Source organism: Pseudonocardia lutea (genome assembly GCF_042658055.1).
Lineage (GTDB): Bacteria > Actinomycetota > Actinomycetes > Mycobacteriales > Pseudonocardiaceae > Pseudonocardia > Pseudonocardia lutea.
In genome coordinates this window covers 176,675-196,414 of the sequence record NZ_JBHSQK010000011.1, presented here as the reverse complement: position 1 = coordinate 196,414, position 19,740 = coordinate 176,675, and the positions used below count along the sequence as shown (strand labels likewise).

Sequence of the window (19,740 nt, the reverse complement as noted above, 5' to 3'; positions counted from 1 at the left end):
GACCCACCCCTGCAGGATCCGATCGCTCGGCTCGGGGCTGCGCCCTCGGCGGCGGCCCCGTCGGGCACTGGCTCTCGTCGTCCACGGGCAGCAGGGTGGGCCTCCTCGACGGTCAGCTCCACGAGCGCCACGCCCAGCCCACCCGAGCTGGTGACTGACCGCCCTCCGCGAGCGCACCGACGCCGTCGTCGCCGCCCACCGTCCGTGATCCATCCCGCGGACACGGGAGGTGCCGGGCGGGATGCTGCTGGGTCGGCCGAGGCCGCCGCATGCCCGGACCAGGCGGCGATCGAGCTCGACGGAGCGCTCTTCGGCGGTGCAGGTGAGTGACACCAGGGCCTTGTCCGGTCTGCCTCACCCGTCAGGTCGGTGGGGTGGCGCCGTCCCGGCCTCGCGGCGCGTCGGGGGGCGTCGGTCTCGTGCGATCAGCGGTCAGGCGGTCTCCGCGACGATGATGCTCTGAGGTCCGGCCAGCGGGAGGTGGTCGACGAAACGCCAGCCGGTCGCCGCGAGCCAGTCCCGGGCCTCCGTCACGCTGTAGACGTCGCCGTCGCGCAGGTGCACCGCGAACTCGCCGGCCATGAGCGCCGCCTGCACCGGCCGGGTGTGGGTCGGGTCGGTCCAGAAGTCGGCGAGCAGGAGCCACGCCCCTTCGGGCGCAGCGGTGCGGAGACGACCCAGCAGCGTCGTGTTGGCGGTCGGCGACCAGTAGTGCAGGAGGTTCGCCACGAGGATCGCGTCGTGGCCGGTGGGGAGGTCCTGGGCGAACGCGTCGGCGACGACGACGCCCAGGCGTTCGTCGAGCCCCGCCTCGTGCGCGCGGGTGCGCGCGAGCCCGGCGGGGACCGGCAGCTCGACGACGGTGCCGCGCAGGTGCGGGTTGCGGCGCAGCGTGGCGACCGACCACGACCCGGTGCCGCCGCCGACGTCGAGGAGCCGCCGTCGGGTCGAGAAGTCGATCACCTGGCCGAGCGCGTTCGCGGGGCCGTCGAGGATCGCCTCGATGCCGGCGGACACGATCGCCTGCTGGTCGTCGTCGAGGTCGAACACCTCGCCGGGAGGTCCTTCGGCGAGCGCGGTGGCCAGCGACTCCCAGGCCGGGTAGCTGATCCGGTCCCAGAACCGCAGGAGCGCCCGCAGGTCGCCGGGGTGGCGGCCGGTGAGGTGGCGGTCGGCGGCGGGGCCGTTGCGGTAGAGGTCGTCGGCGCGCTCCAGCAGCCCGAGCGCGACCATCGCGTCGGCGCTGATCCGGGCCGCCCGACGGGTGAGCCCCGTCCGGGCCGCGAGCGCGTCGAGTGAGGCGGGCGCGTCGGCCAGGGCCTCGAAGAGACCCAGCTCGCTCGCCGCGAACAGGTGCTTGGCCGCCATGAACCCCGCCGCGAGCTGCAGGATCGGCTCGGGGCCCACGACTGGGGCCGGCGCCTCGGTCCGTTCGATCGTGCTCATCTCGGCTCCTTCCACCCGGTTCGGCACCTCGAGCGTGCGCCGGCTCCCTCGCGGTGGACATCCCAGATCTCGAGCCGATCCGACGGCGCCCCTCCCAGATTCCTGGGGAGTGACCGGCGCGCATCCCGCCCTTACCCTCGGCCGATGGACCGTGAGCGTGTCCGGCGGGCCCGCACCGAGGTACGCCACCTCGCCGGTGCGGGCCTGGACTGGGTGCGCCTGTCCGCGGCGGCGAGCGAGGTGATCGGCCGCCTCGTCCCGTTCGATCGCAGCTGCTGGCACACGGTCGATCCGGGCACTGTGCTGTTCACCGGCAGCGTCAACCGTGACATCGGCTGTTCGGGGACCTGGCTCGCCGAGCACGAGTACGTCGTCGAGGACGTGAACAAGTGGTGGTTCCTCGCGCGCAGCGGCCGCCGAGCCGGGGCCACCAGCCTCGCCACCCACGGTGACCTCTCGCGCAGCGCCCGCCACCGCTCGCACGAGGCCTACGGCATCGGCGACGAGCTGCGCGCCTCGTTCGCAGCTGACGGCACGTACTGGGGGGCCGCCGGCTTCCTGCGCGACAGCGACCGACCGTGGTTCACCGAGGAGGACGTGGCGGTGGTCGCGGCGCTGTCGGACGGGATCGCGGACGCGTTGCGGCGGACGCTGGTCGCCGTCGTCGCGACCGGGGTCGTGCCGGCCGACTGCGGGCCCGGCGTCGTCGTGTTCGACGAGCACGGGACAGCGGAGTCGGTCTCGGCCGCGGCGGAGCGGTGGATCGCCGAGCTGGTCGAGATCCCGGCGCCTGCCGTGCCGGGCGAGTCGACGATCGTGCAGGGGGTCGCTGCGCGCGCCCGAGCCCTGTCCGATCCGGATGCTCGACCGCTCGCGGCCCGCGCCCGGGTACGCACCAGGACCGGCATGTGGCTCGTGGTCCACGGCACGCCGCTGTCCTCCTCGTCGGGCCCGACGCGCGACGGGCGGGTCGCGGTGGTCATCCAGCCCGCCGGCCCGTTCGAGGTCGCGCCCCTCATCGCCCTCTCCCACGGCCTGACCGACCGGGAAGCCCGGATCACCCGCCTGTGTGTCGAGGGCCGGTCGACGAGGGCGATCGCGGCCGAGCTCCGGCTGTCGCCCTACACGGTGCAGGACCATCTCAAGTCGATCTTCGAGAAGACCGGGGTCCGCAGCCGCAACGAGCTCGTCGGGCAGATTTTCCTGCAGCACTACGCGAACCGGTGGGAGGAGGTGTCGGCAGCACCGCCGGGATGGACCGGGCAGGCGGCGCCCGAGTGGCAGTGAGACCAGCATGCGCGGGAGGGACCGACGGCAGGACGAGCGCTCATCTCGACGGCACGCCGCAAGGCGCCGGACCTCGCCGGCGACGAGCCCGCCTGGCCTGAGCCGATCCGGTCACCTGGGCCGGGCGAGGTGCCGGCGGCGCCGCGGGGTCCAGGCTGACGACCATGACGAGGACCGGAGGCGCCGGCGCCGCGCTGGCGACCGCGAAGGCGGCCGTGCTGCCGCTGGCCCTGGCGCAGTTCGTCGCCAGCTACGCCGCGTCGAACATGAACGTCGCGATCACCTCGATCGCCGACGATCTCGGCACGTCGGTCACCGGGATCCAGACCACGATCACACTGTTCACGTTGACCATGGCGGCCTTGATGATCCCGGGCAGCAAGCTCACCGACATCTGGGGCCGCAAGTTCTGCTTCCTGCTGGGCCTGGCCGTCTACGGGGCCGGCGCCCTGCTCGCCGCGCTCGCGCAGGGGCTGCCCGTGCTCATGATCGGCTACTCGCTGCTCGAGGGCGTCGGGTCGGCGCTGCTGATCCCGCCGATCTACATCCTCATCACGGTGCTGTTCGACGACACCACCGCCCGCGCTCGCTACTTCGGTGTGGTCAGCGGCGCGGCCGGGATCGGCGCGGCGGCGGGTCCACTGATCGGCGGCCTGATCACCAGCTACGTCAGCTGGCGGGCGTCGTTCCTCCTGCAGGTCGTGATCGTGGCGGCGATCGCGTGGCTCGGCCGCGGCATCGCCGACCCGCCGCTGCCCGAGCGGCGTCCGGCCTTCGACTGGCTCGGCGCGGTGCTCTCGGCGTTGGGGCTGTTCCTCGTGGTGTTCGGCGTGCTGCAGAGCGGGGCCTACGGGTGGGGCACGGCGACGAAGGACTACGCGATCGGCGGCACCGTGGTCGTCGCCGCGGGCGGGGTGTCCCCCGTGTGGATCTACGTCGGGCTCGGGGTGGTCGTGCTCGCCCTGTTCGCCCTCGCGGCCCGCGTGCGGGAGCGGAACGGCCGCTCGCCGCTGGTGTCGCTGCGGCTGTTCGCCGACCGCACCTCCAACCTGGGTCTGCTGACCCAGAACCTGCAGTGGCTGGTCCTGCAGGGCGCGTTCTTCGTGATCTCGGTGTTCCTGCAGCAGGTGCGGGGCTTCTCGGCGATCCAGACCGGCCTGCTGCTGATGCCCGCGACGATCGGGCTGCTGCTGTCCTCCGCGGCCGCACCGCGGATGGCCCGCCGGCACACCCAGCGCCGGCTGGTCCGCTTCGGCTTCTTCGTCACCACCCTCGGCATGGCCCTGCTGCTCGCGCTCGGCGGCACCCGGCCCAGCGTGTGGAGCTTCGTCCCGGGTCTGTTCCTCATGGGCCTCGGTGTCGGGATCATGCTCACCGCGTCGGTCAACCTCGTGCAGTCGGCGTGGCCGGAGGAGGTCCAGGGGGACATCTCCGGGGTCTCGCGCAGCGTCTCGAACCTGGGCTCCTCGCTCGGGGTGGCGGTCGCCGGTTCGCTCGTCGCGGGCGCGATCCCCGGCGGCGGCCAGTACTTCTCCGCGCTCGTCATCGTCGGCTCCTTCGCGGTGCTCGGCTGGATCGCGGCCCTGCTCATCCCGCGGAGGACGGCGCCGCGACAGGCCCAGCCGGTCGGCCGGTGATCACCGGCTCGGCGGCGGGCCGTTCGGCTCGCGGCCGTTCCGCCTCCCGGGCGCACGGCCGGCCGACCCGTGACGACCGCTCACTCCAGCGGGGTGCCGCCGACCTGCTCGGCCACCATGTGCGCGGCGTACCAGTCCGGCCAGTCCTCGTCGCGCCGCCCGGTGCGCCGCTCGTGCTCGGCGTGCGCGGCCTCGGCCCGGCGCAGCGCGCCCGCGAGGTCCGCCGTCGAGGTGAAGGTCGTCTCGGCGATGTCGACACGGCCGGGCAGCCGGGTCGTGACCTCCTGCAGCAGCCAGCGGTTGCCGTCGGGGTCGTGGAAGGTGGCGTAGGCGCGGTAGCTGTCGTGCCCGGCGCCGGGCTCGGTGACCCGGCCGCCCGCGCCGCCGCTCCGGTACTGCGCACCGGGCTCCTCGGGCCGGAACACCTCGGAGACCTCGACGCCCCGCTCGCGGAGCTCGTCGCGGGCCGCGCCGATGTCGGAGGCGACCAGGTAGAGGTTCTGCGCCGAGCCCGGCGCCGCCGGGGTCATCCCGGTGCCGAACTGGATCGAGCACGCCGAGCCGGGCGGGGTGAACTGCACGCACCGGAAGCCGTTGGCGAAGCGGACGTCGGCGTCGAGCCGCCACCCCAGGCCCTGGTAGAAGTCCTTCGCGAGGTCGACGTCGGAGACCGGGAGGACGACCACCTCGAGCTTCAGCTCGACGGTCGCGAGATCGGGCGCGAGATCCGCGGGCCCGCTCGCCGCCGCGCCGCGGGCGTCCGTCGTGCTCATGGCAGCCTCCTCGGGTCGCAGGGTGGCGTGGGTGTCACCGGTGAGCACCGGCGCCGCCCACCGTCGGGGGCCGGACCCGGCGCGGATAGGGCCGTCCGGCACTGCGTCAGCGGGTCCGTCGCTCCTGCAACATCACCGGAGTCCGTGACGACCTGTTCCCCGACGGAGCTGCGCGCGTCGTCCGTCCGGGGTGAGGGGCGCCGCGGCGACCGCGTGCAGGATCGCGGTGCGGCGACGGGAGGAACCCATGCGGACCCTGCTCAACATCATCTGGCTCCTGCTGTGCGGGATCTGGCTCGCGCTCGGCTACGTGATCGCCGGGATCGTCTGCTGCGTGCTGATCGTGACGATCCCGTTCGGCCTGGCGTCGTTCCGCATCGCCGACTTCGCGCTGTGGCCCTTCGGCCGCGAGCTGGTGCGGCGGCACGACGCGGGGGCGCCCTCGGCCATCGGCAACGTCGTCTGGATCATCTTCGCCGGGTGGTGGCTGGCGATCGCGCACCTCGCCACCGCGGTGGCGCTGGCCGTCACGATCATCGGGATCCCGCTGGCCCTGGCGAACCTCAAGCTGATCCCGGTGTCGCTTGTCCCCCTCGGCCGGGTGATCGTCGACAGCCGGTCGGCGCAGGCCACCGCCCCCTGAGCGGCGCGCGGCGGTCCGCAGCCGAGGTGTGACCGGGAGCAGGCGGGCTCGGTACGGTCGGGCGATGGCGGACCTGGGCTCGACGGCGAGGGCGGGGGCGGGCGCGCGGGAGGTCGCGGCGCGGATGGCCGAGGTCGCCGCCGCGTGGGTCGAGTCCCTCGATGCGGCGCAGCGGGCCACGGCGAGCGGGCCCGCGCCCACCGCGCACGAGGAGATCGACGCGGAGCGGCGGCGCTGGTTCTACACGCCCACCGACCACGGCGGCCTGACGATGCACCAGCAGCGGCCCGCCCAGCAGCGGGCGGCGATGCGGCTCGTCGCATCGGGCCTGTCGACCCCGGCCTACGTCACGGTGGCCACGGTGATGGGCCTGGAGAACGTGCTCGACCACACCGAGGGGTTCATGGCCCGCTTCGACCGCGAACGCGGCCGCGACCCCGGGATGTTCTACCTGCGGGTGTTCGGCGATCCCGGCGGAGCGGGGCCCTGGGGGTGGCGCTTCGGCGGGCACCACGTCTCGCTGAACAACCTGGTGGTCGACGGTGTGCTGGTCGCCTGCACGCCGTGCTTCCTCGGGGCCGACCCGGCCCGCTCCGCGCTGCTCGGCGGGGCCGAGCTGCGCCCGCTCGCCGGCGTCGAGGACCCGGCGCGGGAGCTGGTCCGGTCGCTGCGCCCGGAGCTCGCCGCCCGGGCGACGCTGCTGCCGCGGGCGCCGTCGGACATCGTCGCGGGCAACCGCACCCGGGTCTCCGAGGGCGATCGGGTGATCCCCCTCGCGGGCATCTGGCGCGGCCGGTTCGCCGACGACGACGAGCAGCGGCGCCTGCAGGCCGCCAGCGACGCCATCAACGAGGCCAGCGGGCTCGACGGCGCCGACCACGACGCCGTCGCGATCACCACCGCCCCGAAGGGCCTCCCCGCCGCCGAGCTCGACGCCGGCCAGCGGGAGCTGCTCCGGAGGCTGCTCGGCACCTACCTCGACCGGGTCCCCGCGGAGGTCTCGCCGCTCGCGCGGTACGACGACGACCACGCGCTCGACCAGGTGCACGTCGCGTGGGCGGGGTCCACCGCCCCCGGCGAGCCGCACTACTACCGGCTGCAGGGCCCGCGGCTGCTCGTCGAGTGGGACAACACCCAGCGCGGGGCCAACCACGCCCACTCCGTCTGGCGGGACCCGACCACGGACTTCGGCATCGACGTCCTCGCCGCGCACCTGGCCCGGGACCACGGCGGAGGGGTCAGCCCGCCGACGTGAGGATCACGGTCGAGCCGCTCACGGACGCGCACACCCCGGACGAGGCGCTGACGGAGGCCCAGGGGGTGCCGAAGGCGTCGACGTCGAACTCGACGTCCACGTGTCCGGCGCCCGTGCCGGCCGCGAGCCCGAGGCGCACGTCGGCCTTGTTCTCCCGGCCGAAACGGTGGCCGACCTCGAAGTCCCACACCTCGTCGGTGTGCAGGACCGCGCCGACCCGCGGCCGGCTCTCCCACTCGCCGGACCCGTAGGCCACGATCTCCAGGTCCCGGCGGGGGGCGAGGTTCAGGATCCGGAAGCGGCGCGGGTAGCCGGTGTCCTCGGGGGCCTCGAGCGTGGCGGTCATGGCGGGTGTCCTCTCGTGGGTCGGTTCGGCGACGACCCGACCGTCCCGCGGGGCGTGGCCCGGTCCCATCCGTCGGCCGCCCGAGCGGTCGCCCGACGCGTCCGTCGGTCGATCGGTGGACCTGCCGCCCTCCCCGCACGCGGGCAGCTCCGAACGCCGGCGGCCCGGACAGCGGCAGCCCCTGACGCCGGCGGCCCCTAACGCCGGCGGACCCGGACGCGAGCGGCCGGGTGGATCCCCTGCTCGGAGCGGAGGCGGGACATGACCGGCGCCCACGACATCCCCGGGACCTCGTCCCCGGCCGACGTACTCGCGGAGGCGCGCCGACGCGCCGACGAGGTCGCGCACCTCGGCGTCTTCCTCGCCGTGGCGGACCGGCCCGACGGGCGAGCGGACGGCGCGGCGGGGCCGCTCGGCGGTGTCCCGGTCGCGGTGAAGGACAACATCGACACCGCCGACCTCCCCACCACCGGCGCGACCGCGGCCCTCGCGGGCTCCCGGCCGGGGCGGGACCACCTCGCCGTGGCCCGGTTGCGCGCCGCGGGCGCGGTGGTGGTGGGCAAGACCAACCTGCACGAGCTCGCCTTCGGGATCACCTGCAACAACGCGCACACCGGGCCCGTCCGCAACCCGCACGACCCCGACCGGATCGCCGGCGGCTCCTCGGGCGGGTCCGCGGTCGCCGTCGCGACGGGCGTGGTGCCGGTCGCGCTGGGCAGCGACACCGGCGGCTCGATGCGCGTCCCCGCGGCCCACTGCGGCGTCGTCGGCTTCCGCCCCACGGTCGGCCGCTGGGGCTCGGGGCGGGTGGTGCCGCTCTCCCCGACCCGCGACACCGTCGGGGTGTTCGCCCGCACCGTCGCCGACGCCGCGCTCGTCGACCGCGTGGTCACCGACACCGGGCCCCGGGACGCGGGGCCGGGCCGACGGCTCCGGCTCAGCGTCCCGCGGACGGGGTTCTGGGAGGACCTGGACCCCGACGTCGCCCGCTGCGGGGCGGAGGTCCTCGACCGGCTCGCCGACGCCGGCGCCGAGCTCGTCGAGGTCGGCCTCGCCGCCCACGAGCTCGACGCGCGCTGCGGCTTCCCCATCGTGCTGTACGAGGTCGTCCGGGAGCTCCCCCGCTATCTCGCGAGCCTGCCCGGCCCGCAGCGGGACCTGTCCCTGGACGAGCTCGTCGGGCAGGTCGCCTCGCCCGACGTCCGGGCGCTCCTGGAGGGGGCGGCCGCCGACCCGGTCCCCGACGCCGCCTACCGGGACGCCCTCGCCGTGCGCGACCGGCTCCGGGAGGCGTACGCGACGGCGCTGCGCGGACCGGACGGGCAGCGGTTCGACGCCCTGGTGTACCCGACCGTGCCGCTGCCGCCCGCCCCGCTCGGCCACGACGCGACCACGCCGCACAACGGCCGGGACGTCCCGGTCTTCCTCACGAACGTCCGCAACACCGCGCCCGGCTCCGCGGCGGGGATGCCCGCGGTCTCGCTCCCGGCCGGCCGCTCCACCACCGGGCTGCCGATCGGGATCTCCCTCGAGGCGCTCCCGGGCGAGGACGCCGCGCTGCTCGCCGCCGCGCAGCGGGTCGAGGAGACGCTGCGCGGGAGCGGAGCAGGGACGGACCGGGGATGACCGCGTCGCGCGGCGGCCGGGGTCAGCTCCGGAACAGGCCGCCTGCCCGCTGCCTCAGCGCGCGCATCGCGCGGTCCCGCAGCTCGTCGGCGGCCTTGATGCCCGTCTGCACGAACGGGACGAGATCCCGGACCAGGTCCATGACCGCGCCCACGACCTCCTCCCGCCGCGGCGTCTGCGAGACCCACGCCCTCGGCATCAGCGCCACGTCGTCCACCTCCTCGGCTCCGCGAAGGTGCAGTCAACCCCGGGAGGCACCCCGGGCGCCATCCCTGCGCACCGTTGCTCCCGGAGTTCAGCGCGACGTCGGGTCGGCCCCTTCTCGCGTCCGGGGTCCGGATCGCTCCCGGCCGACGGCGGGGGCTGCCACACTGGTCCGCTCGACGGCGAGGCCCGTGCGGACGGGCGGCGGGTGGTGAGGGGCATGGCGGAGGAGCGTCCCGAGCCCGAGCGCCCGACCCCCGTCGCGCAGGTGTCCCCGTGAGCATCACGGACGCCCACGGCACGGCCCTGCAGCGGCTCGCGGTCGCGCTGCTCGGCGCCGTCGCCCCGGAGGCGATCGGCCGGGTCGCGGTCACGGTCTCGGTCGAGCTGCTCGAGGCCGACGCCGGGATCCTCTACGAGCGCGCCGATCCCGGCACGCTCACCTCCCTGTTCTGCACGGGGTGGCCTGAGGAGGTCGAGGGCCCCTACCGGCGTCTGCGGCTGCGGCGGGGCCGTCCGCTCTCCGACGCCGTGCTCGGCGGCTCCGCGGTGTGGCTCGAGAGCGCGCAGGACTGGCGCGCCCGCTACCCCGAGATGGCGCCGATCGGGACGGCGGGCGACCGCGAGGCGACGGCCTGCCTGCCGCTGCGCGTCGAGGACCGCGACCTCGGCGCGATCGTCTTCAGCTTCGACGCCCCGCACACCTTCCCGCCGCAGGAGCGGGCCTATCTCGAGGCCGTCGCCGCGCTGTGCGCGCAGGCGCTGGACCGCGCCCGGCTGCTGGTGGTCGAGCGGCACGCCCGCGCCGAGGCCGAGCGGCAACGCGACCGCATGGAGTTCCTCGCGCGCACGGCCCGGCTCATGGAAGCACCGCTGTCGGTGGAGGAACGGCTGCAGCGGCTGGCCGACCTCGTGGTGCCCGAGCTGGCGGACTGGTGCGCGGTGCACCTGGTGCGCGGGGACGAGGTGGAGCAGATCACCGTCGCGCACGACGACCCCGCGCGGGTCGACTTCGTGCGGCGGCTGCAGGAGCGCTACCCACCCGACCGGGCGGCCCCGGGCAGCGCGGTCGAGGTCAGCCGCAGCGGCCGGCCGGCGTTCTTCCCCGACATCCCCGACGAGCTCCTCGTCGCCGGGGCCGTCGACGGGGAGCACCTGGAGCTGATCCGGTCGATCGGGCTGCGCTCGGCGGTGGTCGTGCCGCTGGTGGTGCGCGGGCGCAGCCTCGGCGCGCTCACCCTCGTGCACGCGGAGACCGGCCGGCGGTTCGACGAGCTCGACCTCGCCTTCGCCCAGCGCCTGGCCGGGACCGCGGCCGTCGCGCTGGACAACGCGTGGCACTACGAGCAGCAGCGGCGCATCGCGCACACCCTGCAGGCGGCGCTGCTGCCGACGGTCCTGCCCCACGCGCCGGGGCTGCGGCTGGCGGCGCGCTACCGGCCGCAGACCGACGAGCGCAGCGAGGTCCAGGTGGGCGGCGACCTGTACGACGTCGTCGCCGCCCCGGAGCCCGGCCGGTGGGCCGCGCTGGTCGCCGACGTCTGCGGCAAGGGCCCGGACGCCGCCGCCCTCACGGCGCTGATCCGGCACACCGTGCGGGCCGAGGTCGCGCACGGCCTCGGCCCGGTGGAGGCGCTGCACCGGCTCAACCACGCGATGCTGCGCGAGGCCCGGCGGGACGCGCGGTTCGCGACCGCGGCGCACGCGCACCTCGACGTCGAGGCGGACGGCGGGGCCGCGGTGACGCTGGTCGGGGCGGGGCACCCCCCGGCGCTGGTGCGCCGCACGGGGACCGGCGGGGCAGGCGTCGAGGCGAAGGTCGAGGTCGTGCCCACCTCGGGGACCGTGCTCGGCGTGTTCCCCGATCTCGTGCTGCGCGAGACGACGCTCCGGCTGGACCCGGGGGACATACTGGTGCTGTACACCGACGGGGTGACGGAGGCCAGAGGCGTGGACGGCTTCTACGGCGTGGAGCGCGCGGCGGCGCTGGTCGGCGCCGCCGGCCCGTGGACCGCCGACACCCTCGCCGACGCGCTGCTCGCCGACGTCGTGGCCTTCCAACAGGGGGCGCTGCGGGACGACGTGGCGCTGCTCGTGGTCGAGGCGGCACCGTGAACGCGGCCCCCGGCACCGTCGAGGTCGCGCTCGACGGGGAGCTGGACATCGCCACCTTCGCCCGGGCGCTGCGCCGGCTCGAGGAGGCCGAGCGGGACGCACCGGGGCTGCTCGTCCTCGACCTCTCGCGCCTCGAGTTCGTCGACTCCTCCGGGGTGCGGCTCGTCCTGCTCGCCGAGCAGCGGGCCCGTGCCGAGGGCCGCCGGGTCGCGGTTCGGCTGGGCACGGGGCCCGCCCTGCGCGTGTTCGAGGCCCTCGGCCTGGTGGACAAGCTGGAGGTGCTCCCGCCGCCCCCGGTCGCCGAGCCCGCACCCTGACGGCACCGACCACGACCCGGGAGCAGCGATGACCCGGCACCACCGCACACCGACGGGCAACACGAGGTCGCTGGAGGCCGAGATCGTCCGGGACCTCCGGGCGACGACCTCCTACAGCTCCTACCTGTGCCTGGACCGTCTGCTCGACGCCCAGCACCCGCGCAGCGAGCCGCCGCACCACGACGAGATGCTGTTCATCATCCAGCACCAGACCTCGGAGCTGTGGCTCAAGCTGGTCCTGCACGAGCTGCGCGCCGCGATGCGCAACATCGCGGCGGACGACCTCGCCCTCGCCCTCAAGCAGCTCGCCCGGATCAAGCACGTGCAGCGCACGCTCACCGACCAGTGGTCCGTGCTCGCCACCCTGACCCCCGCCGAGTACGCCGAGTTCCGCCCGGTGCTCGGACGGTCGTCGGGCTTCCAGTCCCACCAGTACCGGGCGGTGGAGTTCGCCCTCGGCAACAAGAACGCCGAGATCATCGAGGTGTTCGGGCACGACCCGCCCGCCCGGGCGCTGCTGCGGGAGCTGCTCGAGGCGCCGAGCCTCTACGACGAGTTCCTCCGCTACCTCGCCCGGCACGGCCACGCGGTCCCGGTGCACCTCCTCGAGCGCGACGTCCGCCGCGCACACACCTTCGACGAAGGCCTGGTCGAGGTGTTCCGCCAGGTCTACGAGGCGCCGCACGACCACTGGGCCGAGTACGAGACGTGCGAGGAGCTGGTCGACATCGAGGAGAACTTCCAGCTGTGGCGCTTCCGCCACCTCAAGACCGTCGAACGGACGATCGGGTTCAAGCGGGGCACGGGCGGGTCGAGCGGGGTCGCGTTCCTGCGGGAGGCCCTGTCGTTGACCTTCTTCCCCGAGCTCTACGCGGTCCGCACCGAGATCGGGCACTGACGCCGTGGCCCCGGTGACGGACGTCCACACCCACTACGTCCCGCGGGGCTGGCCCGCCCTGCCCGGTACCGGCGCCCGGCCGTCGCTGCGGGTCGACGGACCCACCACCGCGACGATCATGCTCGGCGAGCGCCCGTTCCGGCGGATCACGGACTCGGCCTGGAACGCCGACGTGCGGCTGGCCGACATGGCCGCGCACGGCGTGGACCGGCAGGTCCTCTCCCCCACCCCGGTGTTCTTCTCCTACGACCAGGAGGCCGACGCCGCGGCCCGCACCGCCGCCGTCCTCAACGACCTGGCGCTGGGAATCGCGGCCGAGGCCCCCGGCCGGTTGCTGCCCTTCTGCCAGGTCCCCCTCCAGGACACCGACGCCGCGTGCCGGGAGCTGGACCGCGCCGTCGCCGCCGGGCACGTCGGCGTCGAGATCGGCAACCACGTCGGCGACCGCGACCTCGACGACGTCGGGATCGTGACGTTCCTGCAGCACGCCGCCGCCCTCGGCGTCCCGGTGTTCGTGCACCCCTGGGACATGCCCGTGTCGCTGCGGACCTCGCGCTGGATGGCGCAGTGGCTGGCCGGGATGCCGGCCGAGACCCACCTGTCGCTGCTGGCGATGGTGCTGGGCGGGGTGTTCGACGAGATCGGCCCCGAGCTGCGGATCTGCTTCGCCCACGGCGGCGGCTCGTTCCCCTTCTGGATCGGCCGGATGGACAACGCCTGGCGGGAGCGGCACGACGTCGTGGGCACGTCGGCGCTGCCGCCCTCGGGCTACCTGGACCGCTTCCACGTCGACTCGGTGGTGTTCGACGAGCGGGCGCTGCGGCTGCTGGTCGACACCGTGGGTACCGAGCGGGTCCTGCTCGGCACCGACTACCCGTACCCGCTCGGCGAGCAGGCCCCGGGTTCGCTGATCCGCGGCGCCGCCTTCCTGACCGACGCCCAGCGGGACCTGCTGCTGGGCGGCAACGCCGAGGCGTTCCTCGGCCTGCGCGCGGCCGGCGGGGCGGCCCCGTGAGCGACCCCGCGAGCGACCCCGTGGGCACCCCGGTGGGCACCGTGCTGCGGCCGGCCGGCGAGGCGCACGCCCTGCACCTCGACGCCGTCGACCCGCTCCCCGCGCGGCGCGCCGACTTCCACCTGCCGCCGGCCACCGCGGGCGGCCACGCCGAGGTCGCCTACCTGGCGGGCAACTCCCTGGGCCTGCAACCGCGCGCCACCCGGGCGGCGCTCGAGCAGGAGCTGGCGGACTGGGCCCGGCTGGGCGTCGAGGGCCATGTCGAGGCCGCGCGGCCGTGGAAGCCCTATCACGAGTTCCTGCGCGGGGGCGCCGCCCGGCTCGTCGGCGCCCTGCCGGCCGAGACCGTCGTCATGAACTCGCTGACGGTCAACCTGCACCTGATGATGATCAGCTTCTACCGGCCCACCCCGGAGCGGTACGCGATCGTCGTCGAGGACAGCACCTTCCCCTCGGACTCCTACGCCGTGCAGAGCCAGGCCCGGCTGCACGGGCTCGACCCGGCCGAGGCCGTGATCCGGCTCCGCCCGCGCCCGGGGGAGGACTGCCTGCGCACCGAGGACGTGCGGGACTTCCTGCGGACGGAGGGCCACCGGGTCGCGCTGGTGCTCTTCGGCGGGGTCAACTACCTCACCGGCGAGCTGATGGACATTCCTACGATCACCGCGGCGGGCCGGGCGGCGGGCGCCGTCGTCGGCTGGGACCTGGCGCACGCGGTCGGCAACGTCCCGCTGCGGCTGCACGAGTGGGGCGTCGACTGGGCCGCCTGGTGCCACTACAAGTACGTCAACGCGGGGCCGGGCGCGGTCGCCGGCTGCTTCGTGCACGAGCGGCACCTCGCCGACCGGAGCCTGCCGAAGCTGCAGGGCTGGTGGAGCAGCGACCCCGCCACCCGGTTCGCGATGGGCCCGGACGTCGACCCGGTCGACACCGCGGACGCGTGGCAGCTGTCCAACCCACCCATCCTCGCGATGGCGCCGGTCCTGGTGTCCCTGCGCCTGTTCGACGAGATCGGGATGGCGGCCCTGCGCGAGCGCAGCCTCCGGCTCACCGGGTACCTCGCCGCGCTGCTGGCCGCGGTCTGCGCGGAGCAACCGGCGCGGGTGATCACCCCCGCCGACCCGGAGCGCCGGGGCTGCCAGCTGTCGGTGCGGGTCTGCGGCGTCGCGGCCGAGGAGGTCTGCGCGCGGCTCCGCCACGAGCACGGGGTGATCGCGGACGCGCGCCCGCCGGACGTCGTCCGCTTCGCGCCGGTGCCACTCTACTGCACCCACCACGACGCCTGGCGGGCCGCGACCGCGCTGGCCGCGGTCCTCGCGTCGGCCGCCGGGAGGACGCACGATGGCTGAGCCGACGTGGGCCGGGGCGCCGGTCGAGCGGGTCGCCGTGGTCGGGGCCGGGCTCGCCGGGTGCCTGCTCGCCGCCTTCCTGGGCCGGCGCGGCATCGGCGTCGACCTCTACGAGCGGCGCGCCGACCCGCGCACCGCCGGCGCCGAGCGCGGCCGCTCCATCAACCTCGCGATCTCCGCCCGCGGGCTCGACGCGCTCGACCGGGTGGGGCTCGCCGACCAGGCGCTGGCCGAGGCTCTCCCGATGCGGGGCCGGACCCTGCACCCGGTGCGGGGGCCGCTGGGGTTCCAGTCCTACTCCGCGGACGGGACCCGGGCGATCAACTCGATCGGCCGGGCCCGGCTCAACCACGCCCTGCTGGACTGCGCCGAGAAGACGGCCGACGTCGCGCTGCACTTCGAGCACCGGCTCATCGCCGTCGACCCGGCCACCGGCGGGCTCACCTTCGCCGACGGCACCACCCGGCGGGCCGACGCCGTGATCGGGGCCGACGGTGTCTGGTCGGCCGTCCGCCGGTCGGTCCAGTTCACCGAGGGCTTCGACTTCCGGCAGGACTTCCTGCCGCACGGGTACAAGGAGCTCGCGATCCCGCCCACCCCGGCCGGGGACTTCGCGCTGGACCCGGGCTCGCTGCACATCTGGCCGCGCGGGTCGTCGATGATGATCGCGCTGCCGAACACCGACCGCTCCTTCACCTGCACGCTGTTCTGGCCGAAGGAGGGGCCCGGCGGGTTCGCCGCGCTGGACACCCCGGCGGCGGTGAGCGGGTACTTCGCCGCGCACTATCCCGACGCCGTGCCGCTGATGCCGACCCTCGCCGAGGACTTCCTGCACAACCCGGTCGGCTCGCTGGTCACGATCCGGTGCGCGCCCTGGGTGCGCGGCCGGGTCGCGCTGCTCGGCGACGCGGCGCACGCCATCGTCCCGTTCTTCGGGCAGGGCGCGAACTGCGCCTTCGAGGACTGCGTGGAGCTCGACCGCTGCCTCGACGAGACCGGCGGGGACCTGGCGGCGGCGCTGCCGCGCTACCAGGAGCGGCGCAAGGCGAACGCCGAGGCCATCGCGGACATGGCACTGGAGAACTTCGTCGAGATGAGCGACCGGGTGACCTCGCCGGTGTTCCGCTGGACCACGCGGGCCCGGCACGCCCTGGAGCGCGTCGTGCCGGGGTACGTGTCCCGCTACGAGCTCGTGTCCTTCACGACGCTGCCCTACGCCCGGATCGAGGGCCGCCTCCGCCGCCAGGACCGGATCGCCGCCGGGGTCCTCGCGGGTGCGGCCGGTGGCGTCGCCGCCGTGGTGTCGCGGAGGAGAGCCCGATCATGAGCGACGCCTACCTGGTCCCGGGCCGGGCCCGCCCGCGCGGCCGGTTCCCGCACGCCCGCCGGGCCGGCGACCTGCTCTACGTCTCGGGGACGAGCAGCCGGCTGCCGGACGGCTCCTTCGCCGGCGCCGAGGCCGACGAGACGGGCACCACCACTCTCGACATCCGCGTGCAGACCCGTGCCGTGATCGAGAACGTCCGCGAGATCCTGCGCGCCGCCGGCGCCGGGCTGGAGGACCTGGTCTCCGTCACGGCCTATCTCGTGAGCATGAACGACTTCGGCGGCTACAACGAGGTCTACGCCGAGTACTTCGACGAGACCGGCCCGGCGCGCACGACCGTCGCCGTGCACCAGCTCCCCCATCCCCACCTGCTGATCGAGATCTCCGCCGTGGCGTACCGCCCCGTCCCGGGGCCCGTCCGAAGAGAGGACACATGACCGAGATCAGCGCGCCCGTCCGGTTCGACGGCTGGCTCGACGAGCACCGCCACCTGCTGCGGCCGCCGGTGGGCAACAAGCAGCTGCACGAGGGGGCCCAGGACCTGATCGTGATGGTCGTCGGCGGGCCCAACCAGCGGCAGGACTACCACGTCGACCCCTACGAGGAGTGGTTCTTCCAGATCACGGGCGACATCGAGGTGCACCTGGTCACGGACGAGGGCCCGCGCACGGTGCACATCCGGGAGGGCGAGGCGTGGCTGCTCCCGGCCGGCGTCCCGCACTCCCCGCAGCGGCCGCAGGAGGGCTCGATCGGCCTGGTCGTTGAACAGGTCCGCAAGGCCGGGACGCTCGAGAAGTTCCAGTGGTACGCCCACACCGCGGACTCGGCGACCCTGGTGCACGAGGTCGAGCTGCAGGTCACCGACATCCGGGCCGACCTGCCGCCGGTGTTCGCCGAGTTCTACGAGCACACCCTGCCCACGCTGCGCGACGCCGACGGCGCACCGCTGTCCCGGGAGGCCCTGTCCCCGGTCCGCACCGCCGCCGGGCGGCCCGCGCACGCCGAGCCGGCGGGGACCACCTGAGGTGGGCGATCCGGCCGGACCCGGCCCGCGACGAGGGTTCAGAGCGCCGCCGAGGGGGAAGACCGGGGCCGGTGGTGCGGCCGGAGGACCACCGGGTTGTTGAGCCGACAGCAACTGGAGCGGGGCCGATGCTCGAGCAGGTCAGTGCGACCACGACACAGCCGACCGCCGGTCTCCCGCCGGGCAGACCGGGCTTCACCGTGACGGCGAACGCCATCGCGTGGCGGCTGGTCGCCGACGGCGCGGCCGCACCCCCGTCCGACCAGGTCCGCAGCCTGCTCGCGGAGTGGCTGCGGACCGCCGACTGGCCGAACACCCAGTCCGCGCTGATCGGGAAGGCCGTGACCGAGGCCGTCCTCGCGCTGCACCGGTGCCGGGGCCCCCTGCCCACGGGGTCGAGCGGCGGGCTGCGGATCGAGACGACCACGGTCCGCGAGGGCCGGACCCGCCGGCTGCGGATCGTCGTCGCCGACGGCTGCGGGGGTGGGAGCGCACCGGACGTGACCGGGCTGCGGGAGCTGGTGGACGACGTGACCGTCGGGCCGCCCGGCCTGCCGGAGTCCCTCGGCACGGACGGCGCGACCCCGGGCACGGCCATCACGATGACGACCCACGCCGTACCGCAGTGGTGAGCCCCGCGGCGCACGCCGCGCCGGGACGGAGGTAATCCTCGCGAGATCGGTTCCGAGCAGGGCCGCATGATCCCGTGGCTGGCCGACGTCCCCCTCGCGCTGCTCACGGCCGCGATCTTCCTGTCGGTGTACCTGGCCGCGGCCCTCGTCCTCGCGGTCCTGCTGCTGGTGCGGCGCAGCGGTCGCGGGGCCGCGCTGGGTCCGCTGAGCCCCGGGCTGCTCTCCCCGATGGGGTTGATCTTCGGTCTGCTGGTCGGGTTCCTCGTCGCGGACGTCTGGGCCGACCGCGGCCAGGCGGCGAGCGCGGTCGGCGAGGAGGCGAGCGCGCTGCGCGACGTCGACCTGCTCAGCGGCGCGTTCCCCACCGCGCAGCCGCGGATCCGGCAGCTGCTCCGGGACCAGATCGACGCGTACGTCTCCGCGGAATGGCCGCAGATGTCCGGTGGCCGGGCCACGCTGACCGTCGCCCCCGCCGGGCTCGTCGAGGTGCAGCGCGTCGTGCTGGACCTGCCCGTCGACACCGAGGGACGACGGGTGGCGCAGGACCGTCTCGTCACCGCGGTGGACCGCGCGCTGGAGGCCCGCCGCACCCGCCTGGCGCTGAGCACCTCCGTCATCGACCCGCTCCGGCTGATCGCGCTGTACCTGGTGGCGGTGACGACCCTCGCCGCGATGGCGTGCGTCCAGGCCGACCGGCTGCGCCGGGCGGCGACCGCCCTCGCCCTGCTCGCGACCGCCATGGCGATCGCCCTGACGCTGCTGGTCGCCCAGGGCGCCCCGTTCACGGGCTACTTCGCGATCCCGCCGGATCTGCTGGTCCAGGTGCGCCCGGCGCCGTGACGGCGGGTCCCGGGGCGCCGGGCCGTGTCCGGCTCGGGGCCGAACACCGCGCGCCGCCGGGACCTTCGTCGCTGGCGACGGCGGCGGCACCGGTCGAGCCTGGACGCACCCACGCCGTCCGCGACCCGCCCCGAGGAGTCCCGATGACCGCCCCCATGACCGCACCACACGCCGGGCCCGGGCCCACGGCCGAACGCAACGGCGTCACGGTCGGCGTCGACGGCACGGACGCGGGCATCCGGGCGGCGTGCTGGGGCGCCGCCGAGGCCGCCGCCCGGAACGCCACGCTCACGCTCCTGCACGCCGCCCCCTACGCGGTGGGATCGACCGGGCCGCTGCACGCGCACGCCTTCCGGATCCTCGCGCGGGCCTCCGCGGCCGCCCGCCGGCACGCCCCGCAGGTCCCGGTCCGCACGGTGCTGCTCGAGGAGGAGCCGCACGCCGCCCTCCTCGCGGCCTCACGGGAGACCGGCCGGCTCGGCGGGCTGCTCGTCGTCGGGCTCGCCTACACGGGTCGGCCGACGGACGCGCTGGTCGGGTCGCTCGCCCTGGACCTCGCCTCCCGGGCCCGCGGTCCGGTCGTCGTCGTGCCCCGGCAGCGGACGGCCACCGGCCCGGTCGTGGCGGCCGTGGGCGTACCCGCCGCCGACGTCGCCGTGGTCGCCCAGGCCCACCGGGCGGCGGCCCGGCGCGGCGTGCCCCTCGAGATCCTCCACGCCGCCCGCAGGCCGGCCGAGGCCGAGGAGGCGCGGGCCGCGCTCGAGCGCCTGCTGCGCCCGCCGGCCGAGGCGGAGCCCGGGGTCACCGCGACGCTGCGCGTGGTGTCCGAGCGGCCCTACGAGGCCGTGGTCCAGTGCTCGGACCGGGCGAGCCTGCTCGTCGTCGGCGTGGGCCGGGGTCGCCGGCACCTGCTCGGCTCGACCACCCGCACGGCGATCCGGCTCGCCGGCTGCCCGGTGCTCGTCGCCGTCCCCGAACCGGAACGGGCCGGGGCGCAGTAGGGCGG

The 19,740-nt window shown here is 75.3% G+C and carries 20 protein-coding genes; 16 read left to right on the top strand and 4 right to left on the bottom strand.

Features of this window, described 5'->3' with window-relative positions; translation table 11 throughout:
* Positions 1–432: 432 nt before the first annotated feature.
* Positions 433–1,446 (bottom strand): methyltransferase, encoded by a 1,014-nt coding sequence (locus tag ACFQH9_RS07220; protein ID WP_379565120.1) that lies wholly within the window; start codon positions 1,444–1,446, stop codon positions 433–435.
* A 144-nt stretch (positions 1,447–1,590) separates the two neighbouring features.
* On the opposite strand from ACFQH9_RS07220, the gene ACFQH9_RS07215 reads away from it, so the two are divergent.
* On the top strand, positions 1,591–2,733 hold the full coding sequence (locus ACFQH9_RS07215) for a helix-turn-helix transcriptional regulator (protein WP_379565119.1): 1,143 nt from the start codon (positions 1,591–1,593) through the stop codon (positions 2,731–2,733).
* A gap of 164 nt (positions 2,734–2,897) precedes the next feature.
* Positions 2,898–4,370 carry an MFS transporter gene (locus ACFQH9_RS07210; RefSeq protein ID WP_379565118.1) on the top strand — a complete coding sequence of 491 codons (1,473 nt, stop codon included), beginning with the start codon at positions 2,898–2,900 and terminating at the stop codon, positions 4,368–4,370.
* Positions 4,371–4,450: 80 nt separating this feature from the next.
* Here ACFQH9_RS07210 and ACFQH9_RS07205 read toward each other — a convergent pair whose 3' ends face one another.
* Positions 4,451–5,143 carry a VOC family protein gene (locus tag ACFQH9_RS07205; protein ID WP_379565117.1) on the bottom strand — a complete coding sequence of 231 codons (693 nt, stop codon included), beginning with the start codon at positions 5,141–5,143 and terminating at the stop codon, positions 4,451–4,453.
* A gap of 247 nt (positions 5,144–5,390) precedes the next feature.
* Here ACFQH9_RS07205 and ACFQH9_RS07200 point away from each other — a divergent pair, with 247 nt between their 5' ends.
* Together ACFQH9_RS07200 and ACFQH9_RS07195 are read left to right on the top strand one after the other, a co-directional pair.
* On the top strand, positions 5,391–5,786 hold the full coding sequence (locus ACFQH9_RS07200) for a YccF domain-containing protein (RefSeq protein WP_379565116.1): 396 nt from the start codon (positions 5,391–5,393) through the stop codon (positions 5,784–5,786).
* Positions 5,787–5,850: 64 nt separating this feature from the next.
* A complete protein-coding gene (locus tag ACFQH9_RS07195) occupies positions 5,851–7,041 on the top strand; it encodes a DUF3500 domain-containing protein (protein ID WP_379565115.1) in 1,191 nt (396 codons plus the stop codon).
* Here the strand turns inward: ACFQH9_RS07195 and ACFQH9_RS07190 are convergent.
* The gene (locus ACFQH9_RS07190; RefSeq protein WP_379565114.1) at positions 7,025–7,387 is read right to left on the bottom strand and encodes a hypothetical protein; all 363 of its coding nucleotides are present in this window, start codon (positions 7,385–7,387) and stop codon (positions 7,025–7,027) included. The two genes, ACFQH9_RS07195 and ACFQH9_RS07190, sit on opposite strands and share 17 nt — an antisense overlap.
* Positions 7,388–7,648: 261 nt before the next feature.
* On the opposite strand from ACFQH9_RS07190, the gene ACFQH9_RS07185 reads away from it, so the two are divergent.
* Entirely contained in the window at positions 7,649–9,013 is a 1,365-nt protein-coding gene (locus tag ACFQH9_RS07185) for an amidase family protein (protein WP_379565113.1), read from the top strand.
* A gap of 22 nt (positions 9,014–9,035) precedes the next feature.
* Here the strand turns inward: ACFQH9_RS07185 and ACFQH9_RS07180 are convergent, their stop codons facing one another.
* Positions 9,036–9,221 carry a hypothetical protein gene (locus tag ACFQH9_RS07180; RefSeq protein WP_379565112.1) on the bottom strand — a complete coding sequence of 62 codons (186 nt, stop codon included), beginning with the start codon at positions 9,219–9,221 and terminating at the stop codon, positions 9,036–9,038.
* Between the two features lie 272 nt (positions 9,222–9,493).
* Between ACFQH9_RS07180 and ACFQH9_RS07175 the strand changes: the two genes are divergently transcribed.
* From ACFQH9_RS07175 to ACFQH9_RS07125, 11 genes are all read left to right on the top strand, one after another.
* Entirely contained in the window at positions 9,494–11,332 is a 1,839-nt protein-coding gene (locus ACFQH9_RS07175; protein WP_379565111.1) for a GAF domain-containing SpoIIE family protein phosphatase, read from the top strand.
* Positions 11,329–11,649 carry an STAS domain-containing protein gene (locus ACFQH9_RS07170; RefSeq protein WP_379565110.1) on the top strand — a complete coding sequence of 107 codons (321 nt, stop codon included), beginning with the start codon at positions 11,329–11,331 and terminating at the stop codon, positions 11,647–11,649. Before ACFQH9_RS07175 ends, ACFQH9_RS07170 begins: the two co-directional genes overlap by 4 nt.
* Positions 11,650–11,677: 28 nt before the next feature.
* A complete protein-coding gene (locus ACFQH9_RS07165; protein WP_379565109.1) occupies positions 11,678–12,547 on the top strand; it encodes a tryptophan 2,3-dioxygenase in 870 nt (289 codons plus the stop codon).
* Positions 12,548–12,551: 4 nt separating this feature from the next.
* On the top strand, positions 12,552–13,562 hold the full coding sequence (locus ACFQH9_RS07160; RefSeq protein WP_379565108.1) for an amidohydrolase family protein: 1,011 nt from the start codon (positions 12,552–12,554) through the stop codon (positions 13,560–13,562).
* Entirely contained in the window at positions 13,559–14,911 is a 1,353-nt protein-coding gene (gene kynU, locus ACFQH9_RS07155; protein ID WP_379565107.1) for a kynureninase, read from the top strand. The genes ACFQH9_RS07160 and kynU overlap by 4 nt, the downstream gene beginning before the upstream one ends.
* Positions 14,904–16,238 carry an FAD-dependent oxidoreductase gene (locus tag ACFQH9_RS07150; RefSeq protein WP_379565106.1) on the top strand — a complete coding sequence of 445 codons (1,335 nt, stop codon included), beginning with the start codon at positions 14,904–14,906 and terminating at the stop codon, positions 16,236–16,238. The genes kynU and ACFQH9_RS07150 overlap by 8 nt, the downstream gene beginning before the upstream one ends.
* The gene (locus tag ACFQH9_RS07145; protein ID WP_379565105.1) at positions 16,235–16,675 is read left to right on the top strand and encodes a RidA family protein; all 441 of its coding nucleotides are present in this window, start codon (positions 16,235–16,237) and stop codon (positions 16,673–16,675) included. The genes ACFQH9_RS07150 and ACFQH9_RS07145 overlap by 4 nt, the downstream gene beginning before the upstream one ends.
* Positions 16,672–17,262: a 3-hydroxyanthranilate 3,4-dioxygenase gene (nbaC, locus tag ACFQH9_RS07140; RefSeq protein ID WP_379565104.1), complete on the top strand. Its 591-nt coding sequence runs from the start codon at positions 16,672–16,674 to the stop codon at positions 17,260–17,262. The genes ACFQH9_RS07145 and nbaC overlap by 4 nt, the downstream gene beginning before the upstream one ends.
* A gap of 128 nt (positions 17,263–17,390) precedes the next feature.
* Positions 17,391–17,894, top strand: coding sequence for a hypothetical protein (locus ACFQH9_RS07135; RefSeq protein ID WP_379565103.1), 504 nt, complete (start codon positions 17,391–17,393; stop codon positions 17,892–17,894).
* A gap of 66 nt (positions 17,895–17,960) precedes the next feature.
* Positions 17,961–18,734 carry a bestrophin-like domain gene (locus ACFQH9_RS07130; RefSeq protein ID WP_379565102.1) on the top strand — a complete coding sequence of 258 codons (774 nt, stop codon included), beginning with the start codon at positions 17,961–17,963 and terminating at the stop codon, positions 18,732–18,734.
* 143 nt (positions 18,735–18,877) lie between these two features.
* A complete protein-coding gene (locus ACFQH9_RS07125; RefSeq protein ID WP_379565101.1) occupies positions 18,878–19,735 on the top strand; it encodes a universal stress protein in 858 nt (285 codons plus the stop codon).
* Positions 19,736–19,740: the final 5 nt, after the last annotated feature.